The organism is Ochrobactrum sp. XJ1 (assembly GCF_024701725.1).
GTDB lineage: Bacteria > Pseudomonadota > Alphaproteobacteria > Rhizobiales > Rhizobiaceae > Brucella > Brucella anthropi.
The window spans coordinates 251,253-274,636 of record NZ_VDGD01000001.1 but is presented as its reverse complement, the minus strand read 5'-3'; the positions used below and the strand labels follow the sequence as shown (position 1 = coordinate 274,636).

Genomic DNA, 23,384 nt, shown 5'->3' with positions numbered 1-23,384 from the left:
TTCAACATGGCTTCCACTCAGAAAACCGCATCCATACCGTCAACGGTATGGATTCTTGGTTTCGTCAGCCTGCTGATGGATATCTCGTCGGAAATGGTACAGACGCTGCTGCCACTCTATCTGGTGGCCGGTCTCGGCGCTTCGGCCATGATGGTCGGATTCATCGAAGGGCTGTCAGTCGCCATAGCAACGGTGACCAAGCTTTTCTCGGGCGTCATCTCCGACTGGACAGGCCGAAGGAAGCCGCTTGCCGTCGCAGGCTATGGGCTGGCAGCCATTTCCAAGCTTATCTTCCCGCTGGCAACGACAGCGGGCGGCATCGTAATGGCCAAGGCGATAGACCGTGTTGGCAAGGGCATACGCGGCACGCCGCGCGATGCCTTGATTGCCGATGTGACACCGCCGGAAATACGCGGCGCAGCCTTCGGGCTACGCAAGTCGCTCGACACGGTCGGCGGCTTCGTCGGTCCGCTCATTGCCATAGGGCTGATGCTCGCAACCGGCGGCAACATCATCACCATTTTCTGGATTGCTGCCATTCCGGCTTTCATTGCGGTCGCGCTTTTAATTGTCGGCATTCGTGAACCGGAAACGCCCTCTAAACGCCCCCTTGCTCGCTCCAAGGGATTTCCACGATTTGCCGATGCGGGCAAGCTGAACGCGACCGTATGGATCGTGATTACAGTTGCATCGATCCTTACCGTGGCTCGTTTCAGCGAAGCATTCCTGCTCCTTAAGGCGCAGGAAGCCGGGTTTGCAGCCGCATGGGTACCGATCACCATGGTTGTCATGCATGCCGTCTATGGGCTGACAGCCTATCCGGTTGGCGCGCTCTCGGACAGGTTGGGGCGCAAGGGCCTGCTTGCCGCCAGTCTCGGCTTCCTGATCGTCGCCGATCTTGTGATTGCCCAATCGACCACGATCTATCCGTTCCTTGCCGGCATCGTTCTTTGGGGCCTGCATATGGGTTTTTCGCAGGGCATTCTCGCAACGCTCATCGCCGACACGGCACCAGGCCACCTCAAGGGTACGGCCTTTGGCATGTTCAACGTGATAACGGGTCTTGTCATGCTTGTCGGCAACATCGGCGCCGGTTGGCTGTGGGAAAGCTATGGCTCCTCGTCCACCTTCCTCGCCGGTGCAATTCTATCCGCGGTTGCGCTGCTTAGTCTGGCGCTGCTGCCCGGCATCGCCGCCCGCAAGACAGGTTAGAGCGGCATTTCGGAGGTCTGCTTGACTGTCTGGCTCGGTACGTCGGTCTTCAGATTCTGAACGCCCTTGATACGGCTCAGATATTCCGACTGGAAGCGGCGGTAATCCTCGATATCCGCCGCCACCACGCGGATCATCGCATCATAATCGCCGAGCATGAAATAGCATTCGAGCACCTGCGGCAGCTTCAGGATTTCCTTGGCGAAAGTCTGAAGCGTTTCCTCATCCTGCTGGTCGAGCCGGATGCGCGTGAAGAAAGTCAGCCCTTTGCCAACCTTGGCCGGGTTCAGCACGGCGACATAACGGTCGATCACGCCCGCCTCTTCCAGAAGCTTCACCCGCCGCAGGCATGGTGACGGCGAAAGGCCGACCTCGCGTGCGAGATCGTTATTGGCGATGCGGCCATCGCGCTGCAACACGCGCAGAATCCGTTTATCGATATCATCCAGCTTCATTGGCGTTCGATTCCATTTATGCTGACCTTATTGGCATTCTCTGCCAAATATTGATGCATAAGGGCATAATTCGCAACCAAATTGCTCAAGAGATTGGTTATAGTCGCGAAACTTCTCAAGCAAACACGCAAGAGACTGAGCAAGGGGCAACCAGTTACCGGTTGGTCAACGGGAAATTTATGGATATTTCACAGGCCTATGTGCCTCAAAAAAGCAGATCCGGGCGCGGCTCGGAATTCCGTCGCGGGGCCGCAGCCGGTCTGCCGGTTCTGCTTGGCATTATTCCCTATGCGCTGGTTCTGGGCGCGCAGGCCGCACAAAAAGGCCTCAGCGTCATCGAAGTCCCCCTGATGACCGGACTGAACTTTGCAGGCGGATCGGAATTCGCAGCCATCCAGCTCTGGACCTCGCCGCCGCATGTCCTGCTGATTGTTGCGATCACCTTTCTGGTCAACAGCCGCCATCTGCTGATGGGCGCGGCTCTGGCCCCCTTCATCCGCCATCTGCCCAAGCGCAAGGCTTTTGCGAGCCTGTTTCTGATGTGCGATGAAAGCTGGGCGCTCGGCCTTGCCGATGCCAAACGTCGCCAGTCGAAAGGCGTCAATCCGGCGCTGAGCCTCACCTTCTATGCCGGCGTGGCCATTCCTTTCTATCTCGCATGGGTTCTATTCACCACGCTGGGTGCCGCCTTCGGGCCGATGATGGGAGACCTGCGCCCTTATGGTTTCGACATGGCATTTCCGGCAGTGTTTCTGGTTCTGCTGGCGGGCATGTGGAAAGGTTTTGCGGCCGCGCGCCCGTGGCTGGTCAGCCTTGTGGTGGCCGCGCTGACCTATCTCACCATTCCCGGCGCCTGGTATGTCGCCGCGGGTGCCTTGTCCGGTCTTGTTGCAGCCTATCTGCTGGCAGGTGAAGAATGATCGATCCATTGGCCGTTCTGACCATCGTTCTGATGGCAAGTGTCACCTATCTCACGCGGATCGGCGGCTATGTGCTGCTGCGCAACCGCACGCTCAGCAAGCGCGCGACGGCGGTGATGGAAGCAGCTCCCGGCTGTGTTCTGATTTCGGTCATCGCGCCCGATTTCGTGTCCGACAAGCCTGCCGACCTGATCGCACTCGCAATCACGATCTTCGCTGCGACGCGCTTTTCCATGCTGCCAACCGTGCTGATCGGCATCGGCGCGGCAGGCGCCTGCCGCTACCTGATCGGGTAAAGCATGTCTCCAAAAAGTGGAGACCGGTTTCGGGACAAAGACATGCTTGAAAGCAAATAAACATGCCTCCCGAAAGCGGGACCAGGTATTGCTCAGTGCAGATGCTTTAGCTTGTCCGGGTTGCGGACCACATAGATGCCGACAATCTTGCCGTCCTCAATATCGAGAGCTGTCGTCTGGATTTCGCCATCGGCTTCACGCGTGATGATGCCGGGCAAACCATTGATGAAGACCGCACGCAAAAGCGTGGACTGGTTGCCACGGAAATAGCCCGCCAGTTTCTCGTGGGTTTTCATCACCTCTTCGAAGCCGAAAACAGGCTTCGGGAAAGCCGGGCGCTTGCCGCCACCATCGGCCTGAAGGTTGACATCTGCTGCCAGCATCGCACCAAGCGCATTCATGTCGCCGCTGCGCGATGCATTGAAGAAGGCCTGCGCGAGTTCGAGCCCGCGCTGCTTATCGACCTGAAAACGCGGACGCTCCTCGCGCACATGCTTGCGCGCCCGTGCAGCAAGCTGGCGGCAGGCAGCGGCATCGCGCTGGATTGTCCTGGCTATCTCGTCGAAATCCAGTCCGAAGACATCATGCAGCAGGAAGGCGGCGCGTTCCAATGGCGAAAGACGCTCCAGCGCCAGCATGAGCGGAAGGGTGACATCGTCATCCGCTTCCTCTTCGACAACCGGATCGGGAATCCACGGCCCGAAATAGGTTTCGCGCTGGTTGCGACCGGATTTCAGAAAATCGAGGCACAGGCGGGTAACGGTGCGACGCAGAAAGGCCTCCGGTTCGCGCACTTCGCTGCGGTCGGCGTTCATCCATCGGATGAACGCCTCCTGCACCATATCCTCGGCATCGGCGACCGAACCCAACATGCGATAGGCAACGCGGATCAGTTTCGGGCGCAGCGGATCGAAGCTGTCAGCTGCATCGCCTTGCAAGGATGTGTCAGCCATCAGACGGCTGCCTTTACTGCCGGCTTCTTGGCTTCCGGCTCGAACCAGAGGCCGAAGCCAACCGCCATGCGGTTCCATCCATTGATGATGTTGATCATCAGCGTAAGGTTCACTTGCTCCTCCTCAGTGAACTGTGCCTGCATGGCAGTGCGGGCGTCTTCCAGATCGTGACCTTGTGACAAACGGGTCAGCGCATCGACCCATCCCAGAGCCGCACGTTCGCGCTCAGAGTAGCACGGTGCTTCGCGCCATGCGGACAACAAATAGATGCGTTGTTCGGTCTCGCCAAGAGAACGTGCTTCAAGCGTATGCATATTGATGCAATTGGCGCAGGCATTGATCTGCGAGGAGCGGATTTTGACAAGCTCGATCAGGCTCGCTTCCAGACTGGATGCGATGGTCATCGAAGCGTTCAACCAGGATTTCATCGTGGCAGGGGCAACATCGAACGGGTTGAGCAGAGGGGTCATGGTATTGTTCCTTTCGGTTCAAGGGGTTCGATAGACATGACGAGACAGCAACGCCGAATGTGACATCCGGTGGAAAAAAATTTGAATGCCCGACATTTTGGTTCTTATGCGATGGAACAAACTGCCTCCCACGAAACCAATCGACGGAACTAATCGCCACGTTATGGTGAAATTGATGTATGAGAACGCCACAAGATAGGCTGCTTTTCCGTGATCTGTTTAAATCCAAACAGCACCAATCCGCTCATCCTTTCCCCGTTTCCTTTCACCTGCTCCCACCTTTCCAACGCCCATCTCCCGGTTCCTCCTTCTACCCTCGCTCCGCCCCCTTGCCCCATCTTCCTGCCTCTCCACATTGACAACATACCAACCGGTCGGTATTATTTAGCAGAGGAGATTTCCCGATCATATCGGGAACCGCTCAGAGCAAGCGACAGCAGGCTGCCACTGAACCGGCGCACGGTTTGCAACACACCTTGCGAGCAGCTGTGCTGTAGTGAGGAGGAACCATCATGAAAAACGCGTCCACCAACAGCAACAGTCCGAAACGTCCCGTCATCACCGCATTTGAAAATTCGCCCGATCGCGGCCGAGGGATGGCGCGTGACATGCCCGTTCGATGGGCGCTTGAAGAGACCGGGCAGGACTATGATGTCCGCCTCGTCTCGTTTGAGGCGCTGAAAGCCCACCCCCATCTCGATCTGCAACCTTTCGGGCAGATACCAACCTATGAAGAGGGCGATCTGGCGCTGTTCGAATCCGGGTCAATTGTGCTTCATATTGCAGAACAGAACCCAGGCCTTCTGCCGGATGACGCCAATGGCCGGGCACGCGCCATCACATGGATGTTCGCCGCGCATAACACCATCGAGCCAGTGATCCTCGAAAGGGAAGTCGCCGGTTTCGTAGAACGCAAGGAAAGCTGGTACGAGCAGCGCATCCCCATCGTGGAAGCGCGTATCCGCAAAAGACTTGATGCCCTTTCCGCCTGTCTTGTCAACAAGGACTGGCTGGAGGGCGCGTTCAGCGCCGGTGATCTTCTGATGGTGACCGTGCTGCGAAGGCTGAAGAGTTCAGGCATATTGAACGACTACCCGAACCTTGCAGCCTATGTCGCGCGCGGCGAAGCCCGCCCTGCCTTCAAGCGTGCCTATGACGCCCAGCACGCGATTTCCCTCGCCGTGTCGAAAGATTGAGCCTGTCTTGGCAGCCATCTATCCGCAGTCGAGCTCGCTCAATATCCATTCCCTGAATGCGCGCACCTTTGGCGTATTGCGACGGGATTTGGGATAGACGAGCCAATAAGATCGTCCATCATCGCCAAGAATATCGAACGGCTGGATAAGCTGGCCGGTAGCGATTTCGATCTGGTGGAAAGCAGGCGTGAGAATGCCCACCCCCTGCCCTGCGACTGTCGCCCGACCTTCAATATGCTGCGCTCCAAGCCGGCTCTGCGTATTGCCTTGCATTTGCGGGTTTTCGATCCCCGCCGCCTTGAACCAGATATTCCACCACGGATCGCTCACATCGATGATCTTGAGCCGCAGGAGGTCCGCAGGTTCTTTCACCCCGCCTATAGTGGCCGCCAAGGCCGGGCTCAGCATGGGCGTGAAACTCGCCTTGATGAGCTGATGCGCCTCCAGCCCCGGCCATTTGCCGAAGCCACTTCTGATCGCGATGTCCACATTGGTCGTCGCAAAATCGATCATGCTGTCGGACGTATCGAGCCGGACCGCGAGTGACGGATGCCGCATCTGGAACGAACCAAGCCGATGCGCCAGCCAGTTGGCGGCAAAAGTGGCAAGAACGCTGATCGACAGCGTACCTTCCGCATCTTCCCGCAGGCTGGCAAAGGCATTGCGCATCGTCTCGAACGCTTCCGTAATCGCGGGAGCAAGCTGCCTGCCAAGTTCGGTCAGTTCCACCTGTCGCGGCATACGTAAGAAAAGCGGTGCGCCGACACGCTCCTCCAATATCTTGATCTGATAGCTGACCGCAGCCTGCGTCATGCCCAGCTCCTCCGCAGCGCGGGTAAAACTTGCATGGCGGGCGGCGGATTCAAAAACGCGAATGGCCGATAAAGGGGGAAGCGCTGTCGTCATGATGCATAAGTCCTCCTTATGCATACTAATCGAGGTTCGATTGGAAAACAAAGGTTTTCAGGCGCATACCTATAGGCAGAATTTAACAAGCAGCTGCCTCCCACAGCCGCTTCATTCGATAGGTGAGATCATGAAAAACGTCGATTCTGCCTGCACAACCGCCACAGCGCCCACGATCAACCACAGACCGGAAAGCGGCTGGAGCGCGCTGTTCTCCCGCCTGTTTTCGCGCAAACGTACTCATATCGTCGTTACCGAACATTCGCCGGAATATCTCTTGCGGGATATCGGCATCGGTGATGGGCGCACGCAATATTATTCGCGAGACGGCCATAAGCTGCCCGAATGGTAATGATTGCGTCACGCACTGATGACGGCAAAGCCCCGCGCCTTGAGCCCGCGCCGGTCCTCGTGCAGACTATTGACGAGGCGGCTGCGGCTTCCGTCCAGATGCGCGCTCATCAACGCCGTCGCCTTGTCGGCATTTCCTTCGCGCACCGCATCGAGAATGGCGCGGTGTTCGGCCCATGCGCGAGCGAGCGCCGCCTCGTCGCGCACTTCCAGCCAGCGCGCCCGTGAGAGGCGCTGCATAGCATCGCGCACGCCACGGCTGAGGAACTCATTGCCGGACAGGCGCGCCAGTTCGATATGAAAATCCATGCCGATCCGGTGCCATTCCTCGCGCGATGTGTCCGCATCACAGCTATCCAGCATCGCCAGAATCAGCTCCACACCGCTGCGATCTTCAAGCGCGCAGGTGAGCTTTAACGCGGCAATTTCCAGCGCTTCACGATAGACACCGATTTGTTCAATTTCGCTGAGATTGATTGGCGAGACCGTCCAGCCGCGCCCTTCACGACAGATCAGGCCTTCCGCCTCCAGCCGCAGAAGTGCTGCCCGGATCGGCGTGCGTGAGGCTTCAAACTGTGCCTCGATCCAGCGCTCGGTCAAACGTTCGCCCGGCCCCAGTTCCAGACCGAGGATCATGTCGCGAAGCTGCGTTTCAACCTGCCTCATCTGTGACATTGGCGACCATTCTCCATTTTAGAGCATAATCCGACCGGAGTGAAACGAGAATCGATAAGATTATGCTTCAAATAAAAGGGCTTAGAGAGCGTTTTGATCTGATACAATCAGAACAAAACGCTCTCTAAGGCAGCGCTGCAATTGACAAGCCTCAACAACAGGCGCATTCATGCATACCGTTTTGGTATCCCAAAATGGAATACATTGCAATCGCGAGACATGACATGAGCACCGCCCAAGCCGCTGCAAGCGACGAAACCGTCGCTGCAGCCCGCCAGGAAAATATGGCCGTCGAAGATAATCACGAGCGCTACTGGAAGCAGAATCTGCTGATCTGCCTCATCGGTTCGTTCACGACGCTCATTGCCATGTCGCTCCTCCTCCCCTTCCTGCCGCTCTATGTGGAACAATTGGGCATCACCGATCACGCGGCAATCGTGCAGTGGTCAGGTATCGCTTACGGCGCCACCTTTCTGGCAGCAGCCTTCGTCGCGCCGCTGTGGGGCAGGCTCGGCGATCGCCATGGACGTAAGCTGATGCTGATCCGCGCCAGCCTCGGCATGGCCATCGCCATGTCGCTGATCGGCATGGTGACGAGCGTCTGGCAGCTGGTGGCGCTGCGCCTGTTCGTGGGCATTGCGGGCGGCTATTCGTCCGGCTCGATGATCCTCGTCGCTACCCAGACGCCAAAAGAAAAGACCGGCTGGGCGCTGGGCGCGCTTTCGGCTGGCATCATGGCGGGCAATCTGGCCGGCCCGCTGCTCGGCGGCGCTTTGCCGCCGCTGATCGGCATTCGCGCAACCTTCTGGCTGGCTGGCGGCGTGATCTTTCTCACCTTTCTGGCCACCACCTTTCTGATACGCGAAGAGCGCAAGCCACCGAAGCCGACCAAAGAGCAGAAGGCGGAATCCATCTGGGCTGCCATTCCTGACAGGAAACCGGTTATCGCCATGCTGGTGACGGGTATGCTGCTGCTTTTTGCCAATATGTCGATTGAGCCGATCATCACCGTCTATGTGATCCAGCTGATGGACGATCAGACGAAAGTGACACTGATTTCCGGCGTGGTAATGGCTGCTGCAGCCCTCGGCAGCATCATGTCGTCCTCGCGACTGGGGCGCCTTGCCGACCGCATTGGCCACACCCGCGTCATCATCGGTGCACTGTCAGTTTCCGCGCTGCTTCTGATCCCGCAGGCTTTCGTGACGGAAGCCTGGCAGCTGATCGGCCTGCGTTTTCTGATGGGGCTGGCGCTGGGCGGATTGCTGCCCTGCATCACCAGCGTCATCCGGCACAATGTGCCCGACCGCGTAGCGGGCGGCATTCTGGGCTATTCCGTCTCGGCCCAATATGTCGGGCAGGTTGCTGGCCCCGTCGCTGGCGGTTTCGTCGGCGGTCACTTCGGCATGCGTTCCGTTTTTCTCGGCACATGCCTGATTATGGCTCTCGGCGCATTTTATAACTGGACCGTCCTGCGCAAGAACCGATAATTTCGGCCATCTCCCGAATCCGCAAAACCCACGGCAGAACCAGAATGACAGCACATATCTTCGCGCCTTTCGCAACGCTTGCCGAAAGGCTGCTGCCTCATGCGCTCGAACATGGCGAGGACGGGTCACATGACCTGTCCCACCTTGCCCGTGTCTGGAAAAATGCCGCTGCGATCCAGCGTCAGGAAGGCGGCGATGCCGAAGTGCTTTGCGCCGCAGCCTTGCTGCATGACTGCGTAAGCGTGGAGAAGAATTCGCCCGACAGAAATCGCGCCTCGCGTCTGGCGGCAGAAAAGGCGACAACGCTGCTGCGCAGTCTCAGCTGGAATGAAACACACATCGACCTCGCCGCCCATGCCATCGAGGCGCACAGCTTTTCAGCCAATATCGAGCCTGTCACGATGGAAGCGAAAATCCTGCAGGATGCGGACCGGCTTGATGCCATTGGCGTGATTGGAGCTGCCCGGTGTTTCTACATTGCGGGCCGCATGGGCAGTGCGCTTTACGACTGGCGCGATCCACACGCCGAAAACCGCCCGCTGGACGACAAGCTTTTCGCGCTCGACCATTTCCGCACCAAACTGTTCGGCCTCGCCTCCGGTTTCAAGACGGAAACCGGAAAGCTCATGGCCGCTGAACGGCACAGTCGGCTGGAAGCCATTTTTGATGACTTCCTTGCCGAAGCCGATGGCTAGATTGAGTAACCACCGTCGATATTCAGTGCCGTCCCCGTCACCATGGAAGCGGCGTCCGAGGCCAGCCAGAGTGCAGCTTCGGCCACATCCTCCGGCGTCGAAAACCGATTGAGGGGAATGGTGGCCTTAAGTGCTGCACGAGCCTCCGGCGTGTCCTCCTCCAGAAACAGTTTCAGTGCCTCACCGTCGCTTTCGGCCGGGCAGATGCAGTTCACGCGGATATTCTTGTCCGCAAGTTCCAGCGCCATCGCCTTGGTCGCGCTGATGATCCAGCCCTTGGAAGCGCTGTACCAGACGAGGCCCTTGCGCGGGCGCAGTGCGGTAGCCGAAGCCGTGTTGATGATGACGCCTCCGCCCTGATGCTCCATGATCGGTACAACGATCTGCGTCGAATAATAAAGCGCCTTCATATTCACGGACGCGATCAGGTCGAAACTGTCCTCCGTCACTTCGGTCAGCGGCATGTTGCGATGCGTAAAACCGGCATTGTTGATCATGATGTCGATGCGGCCGAACGTTTCGAAGGCTGTGCGCGCCACGCGCTCCATGTCGTCCTTGCGCGAGACATCGGCCTGCACGGAAAGAGCATTCTTGCCGATATCGGCAAGCTCATCCTCGACACGCTTCACGTTCACATCGGCGAGAACGACTTTTGCACCTTCGGCTGCAAATCGGCGCGCCATGCCTGAACCGAAGCCCGAGCCGGCACCGGTGATGATTGCGACCTTATCCTGCAGCCTCTTCATGTCATTCTCCTTTGGCAGAACCAAGATACCGTCCAACTTGGCCAAATCACTTGAATCGAGATTGTTTGTTCCAATATGGCCTTAAGATGAACATGTCATGTGTGCACAAGCCGTTAATCCGTCAATTATGGCAGGGCGCCTTCAATTTCGCGAGAATGCGGCATTGCGACTGTTGAATTTAAATCGATTAGATAATAGACAAGGGCAGCGTGAAAATCGCATGCTGCCCACAGGCAGACTGATTTGCGCAAGAAGAGAAGAGAGCGATAGATGACCAGCCAGACAATTCCGGTAGAGCCTTTCGACTGCATCGTGTTCGGCGGTTCCGGCGATCTTGCCGAACGCAAGCTCATTCCGGCACTGTATCAGCGTCAGCGTGCAGGCCAGCTCACCGACCCAACGCGCATCATCGGCGCATCGCGCAGTGCCATGACCGATGAGGAATATCGGCAGTTCGCACGCGATGCCATCCACGAGCATGTGAAGGCTTCGGAAGTCGACGAGAAGGAAGTCGACAAGTTTCTCGCCCGTCTCAGCTATGTGGCGGTCGATGCCAAGTCCGAAGAGGGCTGGGATGCGCTCAAGACGCTGATCGGCAAGAAGCCGGAAAAGATTCGCGCTTTCTATCTCGCCGTCAGCCCCACGCTCTTCGGCGATATCGCCACGCGCCTCAAGGCGCATGGCCTGATTACCCGCGATACACGCATCATCGTGGAAAAGCCGATCGGTCGCGACCTCGAATCCGCCATGGCGCTCAATGATACGCTGGGCAGCGTTTTCCGCGAAGATCAGATTTTCCGCATTGACCACTATCTCGGCAAGGAAACCGTGCAGAACCTGATGGCGCTGCGCTTTGCCAATGCGCTTTATGAGCCATTGTGGAACTCTGCCCATATCGACCATGTGCAGATCACGGTTGCCGAATCTGTCGGCCTTGAGGGCCGCGCCGGTTATTACGACACGGCAGGTGCGCTGCGCGACATGGTGCAGAACCACATTCTTCAGCTGCTCTGCCTTGTCGCCATGGAGCCGCCATCCTCGCTGGAGGCCGATGCCGTCCATGACGAGAAGGTCAAGGTTCTGCGGTCCCTTCAGCCAATTACCAATGTAAATGTCGAAGACTTGACCGTTCGCGGCCAATATCGTGCAGGCGCATCCGCAGGCGGTCCGGTCAAGGGCTATCTGGAAGACCTCGAAAACAACACCAGCAACACTGAAACCTTTGTGGCGCTGAAAGCTGAAATCGCCAACTGGCGCTGGGCTGGCGTGCCGTTCTATCTGCGCACCGGCAAGCGTCTTGCCACGCGCGTTTCGGAAATCGTCGTCACGTTCAAGCCGATCCCGCACTCCATCTTCGGCGAAAGTGCTGGCAAGGTCATCGCCAACCAGCTTGTCATCCGCCTGCAACCGGATGAAGGCGTGAAGCAGTGGATGATGATCAAGGATCCGGGTCCGGGCGGTATGCGCCTGCGTCACGTGCCGCTGGATATGAGCTTTGCCGAATCTTTCAGCGAGCGCAATCCGGATGCCTATGAACGTCTCATCATGGATGTCGTTCGCGGTAACCAGACCCTTTTCATGCGGCGCGACGAAGTTGAGGCGGCATGGCGCTGGGTCGACCCTATCCTTCAGGGGTGGGAATTGAACAGCCAGCCTGTGCAGGGCTACACAGCAGGAACTTGGGGACCGTCATCGTCCATCGCGCTCATTGAGCGTGACGGACGCACATGGCACGAGAGCCTCTAGAGCGCATCCCGAAAAGTGTGAAACGGTTTTCGGAAAAGATGCGCGTCAAAACAAAGAGATAGAGCGGCTTCACGATTTTATCCGATTGAAACCGCTCTGGTTTCTGCTTTGGAAAGGTATGGAATGAGCATTGAACGGCACGATTTTACCAGCGGAACGGAACTGGCGCAGGCATTGTCGGAAGCCATTGCGAACAAGCTGAATGCCGCCATCGCTGAACGGGGACAGGCCACCTTGGCCGTCTCTGGCGGCACCACGCCGCTCAAGCTGTTCGAAGTGCTCTCCCGCAAGATGATCGACTGGAACCTCGTCACGATCACCCTTGTGGATGAGCGTTTCGTCCCCGTCGATAGCGACCGTTCCAACGAAAAGCTGGTGCGCGAGCATCTTTTGCGCGATCATGCGGGCGTGGCCAAATTCGTCGGCCTTTACAATCCGGCGGCGACGGCCGAAACGGCGGCGCTTGCTGCCGCCAGCCGCATCGATGCGTTGCGTCGTCCTTTCGACGTGGTGGTGCTTGGCATGGGCAATGATGGTCATACCGCCTCCTTCTTTCCCGGTGCCGACCGGCTTGATCAGGCGATCAACCCGGAAACAAGGGCGCTTGTGCTGCCGATCCATGCCGAGGGTGCTGGCGAAAAACGTCTGACCCTGACCCTTCCCATCATTGCCGAAGCCGACCTGCTGGTTCTGCATATCGAAGGCGCTGCCAAGCAGGCAACGCTGGAAAAGGCGCTTTCCGGCGATGACGAGAATGAAATGCCCGTGCGGGCTGTCTTCCATCATGCGCGCACACCGATCCAGCTCTACTGGACAAGTTAAATTCGATTCAAGCCAGATTGGCACAGGTGATACCCATGCCCACCGAGACGGCACATAAACGCATTCAGGAAATCACCGCGCGCATTCGCGAACGGTCCAAGCCGACACGCGAAGCCTATCTTGGCCGTGTGCGAGAGGCTTCATCCAACAAGCCAAAACGCGCAGTGCTGGGCTGTGCCAATCTCGCGCATGGTTTCGCCGCCTGCGGCCCGCACGACAAGGCGGCGCTGATCGGCGACGAGATTCCGAACCTCGGCATCATCACCGCCTATAACGACATGCTATCGGCGCATCAGCCATTCGAAACCTTCCCGCAGCTTATCAAGCAGGCTGCACGTGAAGCGGGTGGCGTGGCGCAGGTTGCTGGCGGCGTGCCTGCCATGTGCGATGGGGTTACGCAGGGTTTTGCGGGCATGGAACTGTCGCTGTTCTCCCGCGAAGTGATTGCGATGGCAACCGCCGTCGGCCTGTCGCACGATATGTTCGATGCGGCCGTCTATCTCGGTGTCTGCGACAAGATCGTGCCCGGTCTCATCATTGGTGCGCTGACCTTCGGCCACCTGCCCGCCGTGTTCGTGCCTGCCGGTCCGATGACCAGCGGCCTGCCGAACGATGAAAAGGCCAAGACCCGCCAGCTCTATGCCGAAGGCAAGGTCGGGCGTGCCGAGCTTCTGGAATCGGAATCGAAGTCCTATCACGGTCCCGGCACCTGCACTTTCTACGGCACGGCCAATTCCAACCAGATGCTGATGGAAATCATGGGCCTGCATCTGCCGGGCGCATCCTTCATTAATCCGGGCACGCCGCTCCGCGACGCCTTGACCCGCGAGGCCGCCAAACGCGCGCTGGCGATCACTGCCTGCGGCAATGAATATACGCCGGTCGGCGAGATGCTGGACGAGCGTTCCTTCGTCAATGGCGTCATTGGTCTGAATGCGACCGGCGGCTCGACCAACCATACCATCCACCTGATCGCCATGGCAGCTGCGGCCGGTATCAAGCTGACATGGCACGATATTTCCGAGATTTCGGATGTGGTTCCGCTTCTGGCCCGCGTCTATCCGAACGGCCTTGCCGACGTGAACCATTTCCATGCCGCTGGCGGCATGGGCTTCCTGATCCGCGAACTGCTCGATGGCGGCATCCTGCATGAGGATGTGCGCACCGTGTTCGGCGAAGGTCTGCGTCCTTACGCGATCGAACCGAAGTTGGGTGCTGACGGTACAGTCGTGCGTGAGCCGGTGCCGGAGAAAAGCGGCGACGACAAGGTTCTGGCCAAGATCCATGCGCCATTCCAGCCGACCGGCGGCCTCAAGGTTCTGACCGGCAATATCGGCAATGCGATCATCAAGGTTTCCGCCGTGAAGCCGGAGCGCCAGGTCATCGAAGCGCCCGCCAAGGTCTTCAACGATCAGGCAGAAATGCAGGCCGCGTTCAAGGCTGGCGAGCTGACCGGTGATTTCATCGCGGTGGTTCGCTATCAGGGGCCGAAAGCCAATGGTATGCCCGAGCTGCACAAGCTGATGACGGTTCTGGGCATTCTGCAGGATCGCGGCCAGCGTGTTGCTCTTGTTACCGACGGTCGCCTGTCCGGTGCATCAGGCAAGGTGCCCTCCGCTATCCACGTCACACCGGAGGCTCTCGATGGCGGCGCCATCGGAAAAATCCGCGACGGCGATGTCATTCGTCTGGATGCCGTGAACGGCACTCTGGAAGCTCTGGTCAATGTGGCCTTGCTGAATGATCGTGGCGAAGACCGTCCTGATCTTTCAGGCAACGAGCATGGCATGGGGCGCGAATTGTTCCGCGCTTTCCGCCAAATCGCGGGACGGGCCGACGAAGGCGCTTCGGTGTTCTGAAAACAGTCCGAATGAAATTAAGGCAAAACAGCGATTTCAGCTGTTTTGCCTCTCAAACCATCAAAACCGGAATAAAACTGCGCAAAAAGCGCGGCTCAATTGTGTCAAAAAACTGGCTTTTTCACGCCAGCAGTGCGGCAGGCCGCAGTCAGCGTGTTGGCCATCAGCATGGCGATGGTCATCGGACCGACGCCACCTGGAACTGGCGTGATCGCTCCGGCAACTTTTTCGGCTTCCGCGAAATCGACATCGCCGACCAGTCGCGTCTTACCCTCGCCCCGTTCCGGTGCCGGAATGCGATTGATACCGACGTCGATCACCGTTGCGCCCGGCTTGACCCAATCGCCCTTGACCATTTGCGGGCGTCCGACCGCCGCCACCAGAATATCCGCAGTGCGGGCAATCGCGGGCAGGTCTTTCGTGCGGCTGTGCGCAACCGTAACGGTTGCATTGGCAGCGAGCAGAAGATTGAACATCGGCTTGCCAACAATGTTGGAGCGACCGATTACCACGGCATTAAGGCCCGAAAGATCACGGCCATGGATGCGCTCAATCATGATCATCGCGCCCGCGGGCGTGCAGGGAACGAAAGCCGTTTCAACTTCGCCGGTGCCAAGCTTGCCGACATTGATAAAGTGAAAGCCATCGACATCCTTGTCGGGTGAAATGGTCTGGATCACCCGGCCCGAGTCGATGTGCTTCGGCAGCGGCAACTGCACCAGAATGCCGTGAATGGCGGGATCCTTGTTCAAGCTCTCAATCAGGTCGAGAAGCTCCTGCTCCGACGCCGTTTCCGGCAGATCGTGCTGCACCGAGTGGAAACCGCATTCCTTGGCCTTCTTGCTCTTGGAAGCGACATAGACCTGACTTGCCGGGTCTTCACCGACAATCACCACCGCAATGCCGGGCACGATGCCGGTTGCGGCCACGAGCTTTTCGGTTTCGGTCTTCACCGTGGAAACCACATCCTCGGCGAGCTTCTTGCCATCAATCAATTGAGCCATAGCGAGCGCTCCGTTCTTTTGTGATATCGGGCTTAAGTGTCTGGGAGATACACGACATCTTTTTCGTACACATGCCCATAAGCGTCATGATGCCCGATGACAATTGGCGAATGCGCGACAATGCAGGATTTTATGAAGTTTCAGAACGGAAAGTCCTGCGAGAACCGGTCAGGACTTTGCGACACGGGATGAGCGCACATCATCGATGGCACGACCGAGGGCGGCATTTTCCGTGGTGCTGTTGGTGCCTTCATTCTCGGCTTCCCAGCGCGCATTGGCTTCGCGGATAACGGCAGCAAGCCGGGTTTCGCCATAGGGTTCCAGTACCTCGTCCGGATCGGCTTCGCTTCTGACCGACGATCGGGGCTTGCGACCGGCCAGCATCATCGCAAGAAGGCCAAGCAAAAACCCGCCCAGCAATCCAAGGGCGATAATCCCTTGTGGAGAGAGAGTGCGCGGGTTCGGTTCCGCCATCGCTGGCGTAACGATCCGCACCGTCGCAGCAGACCCCGCCGAGGCAGGTTCGCCCCGTGCCGCACGCATCTGCAAATCTTCAAACAGCGCCTGCTTTGCCGCCGCATCGCGTTCCAGCATCTGCAGGCGTGCTTTGTCTTCGTCCGTGGCAGGCGTCGAGCCGAAACCGGCAATAGCAGCTGCTGCCTTTTGCTCGCGTTCGACTGCATTCTTAAGATCGGCCTGTAACACACTACGCTGGCTGGAAATCTCCTTGTCGATTTCCGCTTCGATCTGGTTCGCGTCAGCCCCCTGCCCTGCAGCGCGATAACGCTCCACCAGAGCACCCAACGCTCCAGATCGCATGGTTTCAGGCACGCCCTTACCGGCGAGGCTCTCCGCAGTCGCGCCGTTCAGGCTGTTGGCCTCCGCTGCGATGCGCGCTGTCTCGGCCTTGCTGTCGGCGAATTCACGTTGAAGTGCGGCCTTGTTGTCGTCGTCGCCAAAATCGCGGCTGACGCGAAAAGCAGTTGCCGCCTGCTGCGCCGCTTCGGCGTCTGTTTCCAGACTTTGCAGGCGCGTCGGAAGATCACCCTCAGACCCGCTCAGTTCCGCGCCACCCTGCAGATGATCGCGAAACGCCTGTGCAACGGCATTGGCCAAAAGTGCTGCCGTTTCCGGCCTGTCAGCCATAGCCTCGACATTGACCGTGCCGCTGTCGAGTGCCTGTGTAAAATCAAGACGCTGGCGCAGCAATTGCGCACCCGACATCTTTTTGTGTCCGGCCAGGGCCGGAGATTGCTGGTCTTCGGGCAACAATAGGGTCAGGCGAAAGTGCAATTCCTCCAGAAATGAAGGAGCGCCGAGATCGGCTGCACGTTCAATGCGCGCCATCTGTGCGGCGCGCTCAAGCACGGCATTCGAGGCAATTTCGCTCCGCCGCTCGGGCGGGAAAACCTGCAAGGATGCTGTCGCGCTATATTGGGGCGGCTCCAGAACAGCATATGCGGTTCCGATAATTCCGCCCAGCATTGTGAAACCCGCCAGAAGCCCCCAGCGACGCCTGCGGCGTGGCAATTGTAGCGGCTTTTCAAGCTTCGGGACGATGGTTGATGTGGGGGCAGCTGGCGCGGATTGCGTCTTGATCGGTGCACCGTCGAGATTGGCTTGCAGCGCCTCCCGCACGGCATTCATCCGGCCCTGCATATCCGCCTTCGGATCAACTCGCTCGCTCGCTTCAGCGTCTAACAAATCCTGTTTGCGGCGGAGCAACTCCTCGCGGCGCCTTTGATGTTCGCGCTCTTCGTCATTGCCTTCGGTCGCGCGAACGGATGGTACAGGCACAAGGAATTCCGGCGCATAGGCCAGAAGTGGGCGCGCAGCAGCACGTCTCCTTTCTCCGTCCCTTTCCACCATCGCTCCGTCCCGTTTTTCACCCGTGGCTATTAATCCAGATTAGTATTCATCATGGCAAATAAATCGTTAAAATTGCAATTATATGTATTGATTCATACAGATAAATCAGGAGGCCGTTGTGAGCACCGAAACGGAATACCCGATCGATCCAGAGCGGCTGAGTGGCATAATCCAGTTTATCCAGAATGCAGAGCGGCTGAAAAGCACTTTGCGATCCGGTCATACCTCACAGGGCCGACCGGAAAGCACCGCCGAACATAGCTGGCGGCTATGCCTTCTGGCTACGCTGTTCGACCGCGAGCTGGGCGATTGCGACCGGCTGAAACTCATCAAGATGTGCATCGTCCACGATCTGGGCGAGGCGATTTCCGGCGATGTGCCCGCAATCCACCAATCTGCCGATGACGGGCGAGCCGAGCGCGAAAAAACGGACCTCATGACGCTGTGTGCCCCGCTGCCGGAGGATCTGCGCGCAGAAATCATGGAGCTGTGGGCGGATTACAGCGAAGGCAAATCGACTGAAGCTATCTTTGCCAAGGGCTTCGACAAGCTCGAAACCATGATGCAGCATAATATCGGGCTCAATCCGCCGGATTTTGATTATGCATTCAATCTCGACTACGGCGTCAAGCAGACAGCGCGCCACCCGCTGCTACGCCAGTTCCGCGAAATCGTGGACGCGGAAACCCGGCGCAATGCCGAAAAGCGTTAGAGCATTTCCTGTTTTGATTGAATCATCGAAAATACTCTATCTCTTTGTTTCTACGCATGTCTTTATCCTATCGTTGCGGGATAAAGACATGCTCTAACTCAACGTCGCGAAGTGGCGCAGTGTGAAGGTGATCTGGTAAATCAGCGCGGCGGCAGCGAAGATCGCATGATAGCGCCGGTTATCCCAGAACACCGCAATCAGACTGAACAGGATAAAGCCTGCAACCTGAATCGGATATTCAGTGCCATAGAGCCGGTAGTGATCGGCTCCCTTCAACAACGTATCGATGAAATCAGCCACATAGACCAGCGCCAGAATGCCGAAAAACCACTTGCGCCGGGAAATGAAGTAATCGCGGTAGCCGGTATATTCTTCCATACTGTCGGGGAAGAGCAGCGTGCAGAGCAGGAAATACAATCCGGCATAGAAGATTACGAACAGATACTTCTCGAAAGTCCAGAGCGGAATGGTTCGCAAGCTGAACTCGAACCACCAGAAATGGATGACCGAAAGCAGGATGAAACCCACCCAAGCCAGATGGACCGGGTAAATTTTCTGCTTGCCGGGATGCTGGATAAAGCGTGCCAATCCAGTCAAAAGGCGTGAAACACACAGGCCGAGGATCATGCCTATGATGATGCGGACATGGCCAAAGGCTTCGGCTGGCGGCACACCCGTTGTCAAAGCCGGATCCATTCTTCCCCTCCGAAGCTTCACTCAACTTTGGTTCATATTGGTCGATATATTTTGGGCGATCAATGATTTAACCTCAGAAATTCGTGGATACGCCGCATATACTTGCGGAGTGTAATAAGGCGGGGCTATACCATCGCGGGCCATGTCCAAATGAAATCCAAAGGTGGAACAATCAATATGCATGACACGGTAATTCTGGTCGGTTGCGGCAATATGGGCTTCGCCATGCTGAAAGGCTGGCTCGATAGCGGTATCCTCAAGGCAAAAGACGTTTATGTCGTGGAGCCGACCGAAGCGCTTCGCGATCGCGCCGCTGGTGCTGGCGTCCATGCCTTTGCCGATGCTGAAGCCCTGCCCGGCGATCTGAAGCCGCGCATGGTTCTCGTGGCGGTCAAGCCGCAGGTCATGGCACAGGTTCTGCCAGCCTATAAGCGCTTCGCACCCGCTGCCACTTTCGTCAGTGTTGCAGCCGGTATTCCGGTCGCCCTTTTTGAAAGCAAGCTTGGTCACGATGCAGCCGTGCTTCGCTGCATGCCGAACACGCCTGCCGCCATCGGCAAGGGGATGCTCGTCACCTACAAGAACGCCAATGTGAGCGACGAGAACGAAGTCTTCGTAGGCCGCCTGCTTGAGACATCCGGCAAGGTCGCAAGTGTGGACGATGAAGCGCTGATGGACGTTGTAACCGCCGTTTCGGGTTCCGGGCCTGCCTATGTGTTCCACTTCATCGAGGCGCTGACCGATGCCGGTGTGACCGCCGGTCTGCCGCAGGAAACGGCAGCTTTGCTGGCCATGCAGACGGTGATGGGTGCAGGTGCTCTGGCCGATGCCAGCACGGACACGCCGTCAAAGCTGCGCGAACAAGTGACAAGCCCGAACGGCACCACCGCTGCCGCGCTCGAAGTTCTGATGGGCGGCGACCGCCTCAAGACGCTTGTTGCCGAAGCGGTGGAAGCGGCTCGCAAGCGGTCGGTGGAACTGGGCAAAAGCTAAACTGAGAGACGCGGCACCGCTTCGATGAGCGCCTTTGTAACAGGCGCTTGCGGTGCCGTTATCAGCTCCCGCGTCGGGCGGCATTCAACAATCTGCCCGCGCTCCATCACCGCGATACGGTCCGCCATTTGCGCTGCCACGGCGAGATCATGCGTGATGAAGAGATAGGCCGTCTGTTCCGCTTTCTGTATATCCCGCAAAAGGTTGAGAATGGCACCGCGCACGGTGACGTCGAGCGCCGAAACAGCCTCGTCCAGCACGATCAGCGACGGAGTAGTTGCAAGCGCCCGCGCAATTGCGACGCGCTGGCGCTGCCCACCGGAAATCTCTTGGACGCCGCGCCGGGCCAGTGCCGGATCAAGCCCCACCGCTTGCAGAAGACTGGCAATATCGCGTTTCAGCCCATGAATGCGCAGCGGTTCGCGTAAGAGATCGTAGACGCTCGCACGTGGATTAAAAGCCGAGAGCGGGTCCTGAAACACCATCTGCATGCGCGCCCGCTGCTTGCGGAGACTAGCCCCTTTGAGCGCCAGCCAGTCCTCGCCTTCAAAACGGATTGTACCGCTTGCAAGCGGGTGAAGTCGCAGCAGTGCCCGCGCCAGCGTGGACTTGCCGCTGCCAGACGGACCGACCAGCGCCAGTGTCTCGCCCGGCTGGATCGTCAGGCTGACGCCGTCAAGCGCAAGGGCGTCGCCATAGCGAACCACAAGCTGATCTGCATTCAGAAGCGGATCAGCCATGGGCCGCCTCCAGCACCGGCACGGCGGTGATCAGCGCTTTCGTGTAATCTGTTTGTGGGTCTGAAATGATCGTTCGAGCGGGGCCAAGTTCCACCAGCACACCCCGCCGGAAAACCGCGATGCGATCCGCCAGTCCCGATGCCAAAGCAATATCATGGGTGATGAAGATCAGCGTCATTCCGTCTGCGCGCACCAGTTCCTGCAGAAGAGAGACAATCTCCTTCTGCACAATGGTGTCGAGCGCGCTTGTCGGCTCATCCGCGATCAGCAGGCGCGGCGCGGCGGCAATGGCGAGCGCAATCGCGATACGCTGTTTCTGCCCGCCCGAAAACTGGTGCGGATAGCGCGAAAAACTTGCTTCGGGTTGCGGAATGTGAACCCGCTGTAAAAGGCTTACTGCTTTGGCTTTCGCTGCCGCTCGGTCAATTTTTGTGTGGGCGCGAATGGTCTCGACAAGTTGCGCGCCCAACGTCATCAGTGGGTCGAAGCTCGATGCCGGGTCCTGAAACACGAAGCCAATGTCGCGTCCCGGTAGCGGCTTACCGTCTGCCCATTCCATATTGCCCGAAATGCGTGCATTGCCCGGCAGGAGCGAGGCCAGCGCCAGCGCCAGCGTGCTTTTGCCCGAACCGCTTTCGCCGATGATTGCCAGAGTTTCACCGCGTCGGACATCAAGATCGATGTTCTCCAGCGCCGTTTCACGGCCATAGCGCACGGAAAGCTGTTCCAGCCGGACAATCACCGTCATGACTGCACCTCGCGCCGGGACAAGGCGTTCGTCAGTCCTTCGCCCGCCAGATAGACACCGACGACAGTGAACGCCAGTGCCAGTCCCGGCAGGATCGAAAGCCAGGGCGCAGAGCGCAAAACCGTGCGGCCCTCGGCGATCATGCCGCCCCAGGTGACGCGGTTCGGATCGCCCAAGCCCAGAAAGGACAAGGCCGCTTCGATCAATATGGCGGAAGCGACGATCACCGGCACCAGTGCCAGAACTGGCGGTAAAGCATTTGGCAGAATCTGGCGGAAAGCGATTTCCATCGGATGCATGCCGATGACACGGGCCGAAGCCACATAGTCGCTTTCGCGGATTGTGAGCACCTGCCCGCGTGTGAGGCGCGCAGCCTGCGTCCAGCTTGAAAGTGCAATTGCTGCAATCAGCACCGGCAGCGACGGCCCGGCAATGCTGACCAGCGCCAGCGCCAGCAGAAAGCCCGGCACGGTCTGGAAGGCTTCCGTAATCCGCATCAGGACTTCATCGACGATACCGCCCGCAAAACCGGCCAGCGTCCCGACAGTGCTGCCGAGGACGACTGCGGCGCAGGCTGCGGCCAGCCCGACTGCAAGCGATGTGCGCGCACCATAGAAAAGCTCAGCCAGAACATCACGTCCCAACCGGTCAGTTCCAAGAATAAAATCTGCATTGTCAAAGGGTTGCAGCAGCGGCGTTGAGACAATACTTAAAGGATCTGCGGGAAAGAGTAGCGGAGCGGCAAGTGCTGCCAGCACGAGCAGCACCAGCAGGATTGCACCTGCTATACCCTCACCCGTTCTGAAATAACGTTTAGCCCCGCTCATGCCCTACCGCCTCCGGCAGCGATACGCGGATCAAGCCAGAGATAGATCAGGTCGATAAGGAAATTCACCACAATCACCATGACGGCGCTGATCAGAATGACTCCGAGCAGAAGCGGCGTATCGCGGCTTGCGACGGCCTCCTGTGCAAGCCGCCCCAGCCCCGGCACGGCGAAAACGCTTTCGATCACCACGCTGCCGCCGAGCATGGATGCGGCCTGCAAGCCCAGCACGGTAAAGAGCGGCAACAATGCATTCCGCGCCACGTGGCGCAGGACAATACGCGAATGCGAAATGCCCCTCGCCCGCAAGGCGCGCACGAAATCCATGCGCCATATGTCGGCCATGGCGGCGCGCATGACCCGCAGGTAAAGCGCCAGATAGATCACCGCCAGCGAAACGACCGGCAACACCAGATGGACCGCAATGTCGCCTGCCCGCGCCAACCCGTGCTTGCCGGAGGCAATCGTTTCAATGCCGCTCGACGGCAACCAGCGCAGCCTGATCGAAAACAGGATGACCAGCACGAGCGCCAGCCAGAAACCGGGGATCGCATAAAGAACCAGCGATGCAACGGAAAGAAACCGGTCGCGAAAACTTCCGGGCTTCGCCCCTGCCACGATGCCAAGGAGCGACCCCACGGCAAAAGACAAGGCAGTCGCCGCGCCCATCAAAAGAAGCGTGTTGGGCAGGCGCTCCAGAATAACGTCGAGAATGGGCCGGTTGAAACTGACGGACCAGCCAAGATTACCCTGCACAAGGGTTGCCAGATAGGCCCCGAGCCGATGCCAGACCGACTGATCCAGCCCCCAGCGCGCCCGCATTTCTGCAATCGTTGCCGCATCACCGCCGAATGTTACGGCATAAGCGTCGACGGCATCGCCCGGCGCGCTTTCCAACATAAAAAAGCAGCCGACAATGACAATCACCAGCACCATAATGCTGCCGATCAATCGTTTGCGGAAAAGGGCCAGAATCTGTTTCACGGTGGCAGGATACAATCAAT

25 protein-coding genes are annotated in these 23,384 nt (G+C 58.3%); 12 read left to right on the top strand and 13 right to left on the bottom strand.

The features are described 5' to 3' along the window. The first annotated feature begins 6 nt into the window (after nt 1-6). Nucleotides 7-1,212: an MFS transporter gene (locus FG152_RS01390; RefSeq protein WP_010659130.1), complete on the top strand. Its 1,206-nt coding sequence runs from the start codon at nt 7-9 to the stop codon at nt 1,210-1,212. On the opposite strand, the gene FG152_RS01385 is transcribed toward FG152_RS01390, so the two are convergent. Beyond that, on the bottom strand, nt 1,209-1,667 hold the full coding sequence (locus FG152_RS01385; RefSeq protein WP_010659131.1) for an Lrp/AsnC family transcriptional regulator: 459 nt from the start codon (nt 1,665-1,667) through the stop codon (nt 1,209-1,211). The genes FG152_RS01390 and FG152_RS01385 overlap by 4 nt on opposite strands. A gap of 179 nt (nt 1,668-1,846) precedes the next feature. On the opposite strand from FG152_RS01385, the gene FG152_RS01380 reads away from it, so the two are divergent. Next, on the top strand, nt 1,847-2,587 hold the full coding sequence (locus tag FG152_RS01380; RefSeq protein WP_010659132.1) for an AzlC family ABC transporter permease: 741 nt from the start codon (nt 1,847-1,849) through the stop codon (nt 2,585-2,587). Next, nucleotides 2,584-2,883 carry an AzlD family protein gene (locus FG152_RS01375; protein ID WP_010659133.1) on the top strand — a complete coding sequence of 100 codons (300 nt, stop codon included), beginning with the start codon at nt 2,584-2,586 and terminating at the stop codon, nt 2,881-2,883. The genes FG152_RS01380 and FG152_RS01375 overlap by 4 nt, the downstream gene beginning before the upstream one ends. A gap of 92 nt (nt 2,884-2,975) precedes the next feature. Here the strand turns inward: FG152_RS01375 and FG152_RS01370 are convergent, their stop codons facing one another. Continuing rightward, nucleotides 2,976-3,836: a sigma-70 family RNA polymerase sigma factor gene (locus tag FG152_RS01370; RefSeq protein ID WP_010659134.1), complete on the bottom strand. Its 861-nt coding sequence runs from the start codon at nt 3,834-3,836 to the stop codon at nt 2,976-2,978. Next, a complete protein-coding gene (locus tag FG152_RS01365) occupies nt 3,836-4,306 on the bottom strand; it encodes a carboxymuconolactone decarboxylase family protein (RefSeq protein WP_010659135.1) in 471 nt (156 codons plus the stop codon). The genes FG152_RS01370 and FG152_RS01365 overlap by 1 nt, the downstream gene beginning before the upstream one ends. A 512-nt stretch (nt 4,307-4,818) precedes the next feature. Between FG152_RS01365 and FG152_RS01360 the strand changes: the two genes are divergently transcribed. Continuing rightward, complete coding sequence (locus tag FG152_RS01360) at nt 4,819-5,502, top strand: glutathione S-transferase family protein (RefSeq protein WP_010659136.1); 684 nt, start codon at nt 4,819-4,821, stop codon at nt 5,500-5,502. A gap of 18 nt (nt 5,503-5,520) precedes the next feature. On the opposite strand, the gene gcvA is transcribed toward FG152_RS01360, so the two are convergent. After that, entirely contained in the window at nt 5,521-6,408 is an 888-nt protein-coding gene (gene gcvA, locus FG152_RS01355) for a transcriptional regulator GcvA (protein ID WP_010659137.1), read from the bottom strand. A gap of 130 nt (nt 6,409-6,538) precedes the next feature. On the opposite strand from gcvA, the gene FG152_RS01350 reads away from it, so the two are divergent. Then, nucleotides 6,539-6,760, top strand: a complete 222-nt coding sequence (locus FG152_RS01350; protein ID WP_010659138.1) for a hypothetical protein — start codon at nt 6,539-6,541, stop codon at nt 6,758-6,760. Nucleotides 6,761-6,768: 8 nt separating this feature from the next. Here FG152_RS01350 and FG152_RS01345 read toward each other — a convergent pair whose 3' ends face one another. Continuing rightward, complete coding sequence (locus FG152_RS01345) at nt 6,769-7,434, bottom strand: GntR family transcriptional regulator (protein WP_010659139.1); 666 nt, start codon at nt 7,432-7,434, stop codon at nt 6,769-6,771. Between the two features lie 224 nt (nt 7,435-7,658). Between FG152_RS01345 and FG152_RS01340 the strand changes: the two genes are divergently transcribed. Next, nucleotides 7,659-8,924: a multidrug efflux MFS transporter gene (locus tag FG152_RS01340; protein ID WP_010659140.1), complete on the top strand. Its 1,266-nt coding sequence runs from the start codon at nt 7,659-7,661 to the stop codon at nt 8,922-8,924. Nucleotides 8,925-8,968: 44 nt separating this feature from the next. Beyond that, nucleotides 8,969-9,619: an HD domain-containing protein gene (locus FG152_RS01335; RefSeq protein WP_010659141.1), complete on the top strand. Its 651-nt coding sequence runs from the start codon at nt 8,969-8,971 to the stop codon at nt 9,617-9,619. Here the strand turns inward: FG152_RS01335 and FG152_RS01330 are convergent. After that, nucleotides 9,616-10,365 (bottom strand): SDR family oxidoreductase, encoded by a 750-nt coding sequence (locus FG152_RS01330; RefSeq protein ID WP_010659142.1) that lies wholly within the window; start codon nt 10,363-10,365, stop codon nt 9,616-9,618. The two genes, FG152_RS01335 and FG152_RS01330, sit on opposite strands and share 4 nt — an antisense overlap. A 270-nt stretch (nt 10,366-10,635) precedes the next feature. Between FG152_RS01330 and zwf the strand changes: the two genes are divergently transcribed. The 3 genes from zwf (at nt 10,636) to edd (ending at nt 14,792) form a co-directional block, all read left to right on the top strand. Further along, nucleotides 10,636-12,111: a glucose-6-phosphate dehydrogenase gene (zwf, locus tag FG152_RS01325; RefSeq protein ID WP_010659143.1), complete on the top strand. Its 1,476-nt coding sequence runs from the start codon at nt 10,636-10,638 to the stop codon at nt 12,109-12,111. A 123-nt stretch (nt 12,112-12,234) separates the two neighbouring features. After that, nucleotides 12,235-12,933, top strand: coding sequence for a 6-phosphogluconolactonase (pgl, locus tag FG152_RS01320; protein WP_010659144.1), 699 nt, complete (start codon nt 12,235-12,237; stop codon nt 12,931-12,933). Between the two features lie 35 nt (nt 12,934-12,968). Continuing rightward, entirely contained in the window at nt 12,969-14,792 is a 1,824-nt protein-coding gene (gene edd / locus FG152_RS01315; protein ID WP_010659145.1) for a phosphogluconate dehydratase, read from the top strand. A 104-nt stretch (nt 14,793-14,896) separates the two neighbouring features. Here the strand turns inward: edd and folD are convergent, their stop codons facing one another. Then, the gene (gene folD, locus FG152_RS01310) at nt 14,897-15,796 is read right to left on the bottom strand and encodes a bifunctional methylenetetrahydrofolate dehydrogenase/methenyltetrahydrofolate cyclohydrolase FolD (protein ID WP_036579170.1); all 900 of its coding nucleotides are present in this window, start codon (nt 15,794-15,796) and stop codon (nt 14,897-14,899) included. A gap of 168 nt (nt 15,797-15,964) precedes the next feature. Continuing rightward, on the bottom strand, nt 15,965-17,665 hold the full coding sequence (locus tag FG152_RS01305; protein ID WP_010659147.1) for a GumC domain-containing protein: 1,701 nt from the start codon (nt 17,663-17,665) through the stop codon (nt 15,965-15,967). A 118-nt stretch (nt 17,666-17,783) separates the two neighbouring features. On the opposite strand from FG152_RS01305, the gene FG152_RS01300 reads away from it, so the two are divergent. Next, nucleotides 17,784-18,377, top strand: a complete 594-nt coding sequence (locus FG152_RS01300) for an HD domain-containing protein (protein WP_010659148.1) — start codon at nt 17,784-17,786, stop codon at nt 18,375-18,377. Nucleotides 18,378-18,470: 93 nt separating this feature from the next. Here FG152_RS01300 and FG152_RS01295 read toward each other — a convergent pair whose 3' ends face one another. Then, on the bottom strand, nt 18,471-19,073 hold the full coding sequence (locus tag FG152_RS01295; protein WP_010659149.1) for a hypothetical protein: 603 nt from the start codon (nt 19,071-19,073) through the stop codon (nt 18,471-18,473). A gap of 177 nt (nt 19,074-19,250) precedes the next feature. Between FG152_RS01295 and proC the strand changes: the two genes are divergently transcribed. Beyond that, entirely contained in the window at nt 19,251-20,066 is an 816-nt protein-coding gene (gene proC / locus FG152_RS01290; RefSeq protein ID WP_010659150.1) for a pyrroline-5-carboxylate reductase, read from the top strand. Here the strand turns inward: proC and FG152_RS01285 are convergent. Genes FG152_RS01285 through FG152_RS01270 form a run of 4 tightly spaced genes read right to left on the bottom strand, consistent with a single transcriptional unit; the run spans nt 20,063 to nt 23,379 of the window. Next, on the bottom strand, nt 20,063-20,806 hold the full coding sequence (locus FG152_RS01285) for an ABC transporter ATP-binding protein (RefSeq protein ID WP_010659151.1): 744 nt from the start codon (nt 20,804-20,806) through the stop codon (nt 20,063-20,065). The genes proC and FG152_RS01285 overlap by 4 nt on opposite strands. Next, nucleotides 20,799-21,554 carry an ABC transporter ATP-binding protein gene (locus tag FG152_RS01280; protein ID WP_010659152.1) on the bottom strand — a complete coding sequence of 252 codons (756 nt, stop codon included), beginning with the start codon at nt 21,552-21,554 and terminating at the stop codon, nt 20,799-20,801. Before FG152_RS01280 ends, FG152_RS01285 begins: the two co-directional genes overlap by 8 nt. Continuing rightward, nucleotides 21,551-22,381, bottom strand: coding sequence for an ABC transporter permease (locus FG152_RS01275; RefSeq protein WP_010659153.1), 831 nt, complete (start codon nt 22,379-22,381; stop codon nt 21,551-21,553). The genes FG152_RS01280 and FG152_RS01275 overlap by 4 nt, the downstream gene beginning before the upstream one ends. Then, nucleotides 22,378-23,379: an ABC transporter permease gene (locus tag FG152_RS01270; protein ID WP_010659154.1), complete on the bottom strand. Its 1,002-nt coding sequence runs from the start codon at nt 23,377-23,379 to the stop codon at nt 22,378-22,380. The genes FG152_RS01275 and FG152_RS01270 overlap by 4 nt, the downstream gene beginning before the upstream one ends. Between the last annotated feature and the right edge of the window lie 5 nt (nt 23,380-23,384).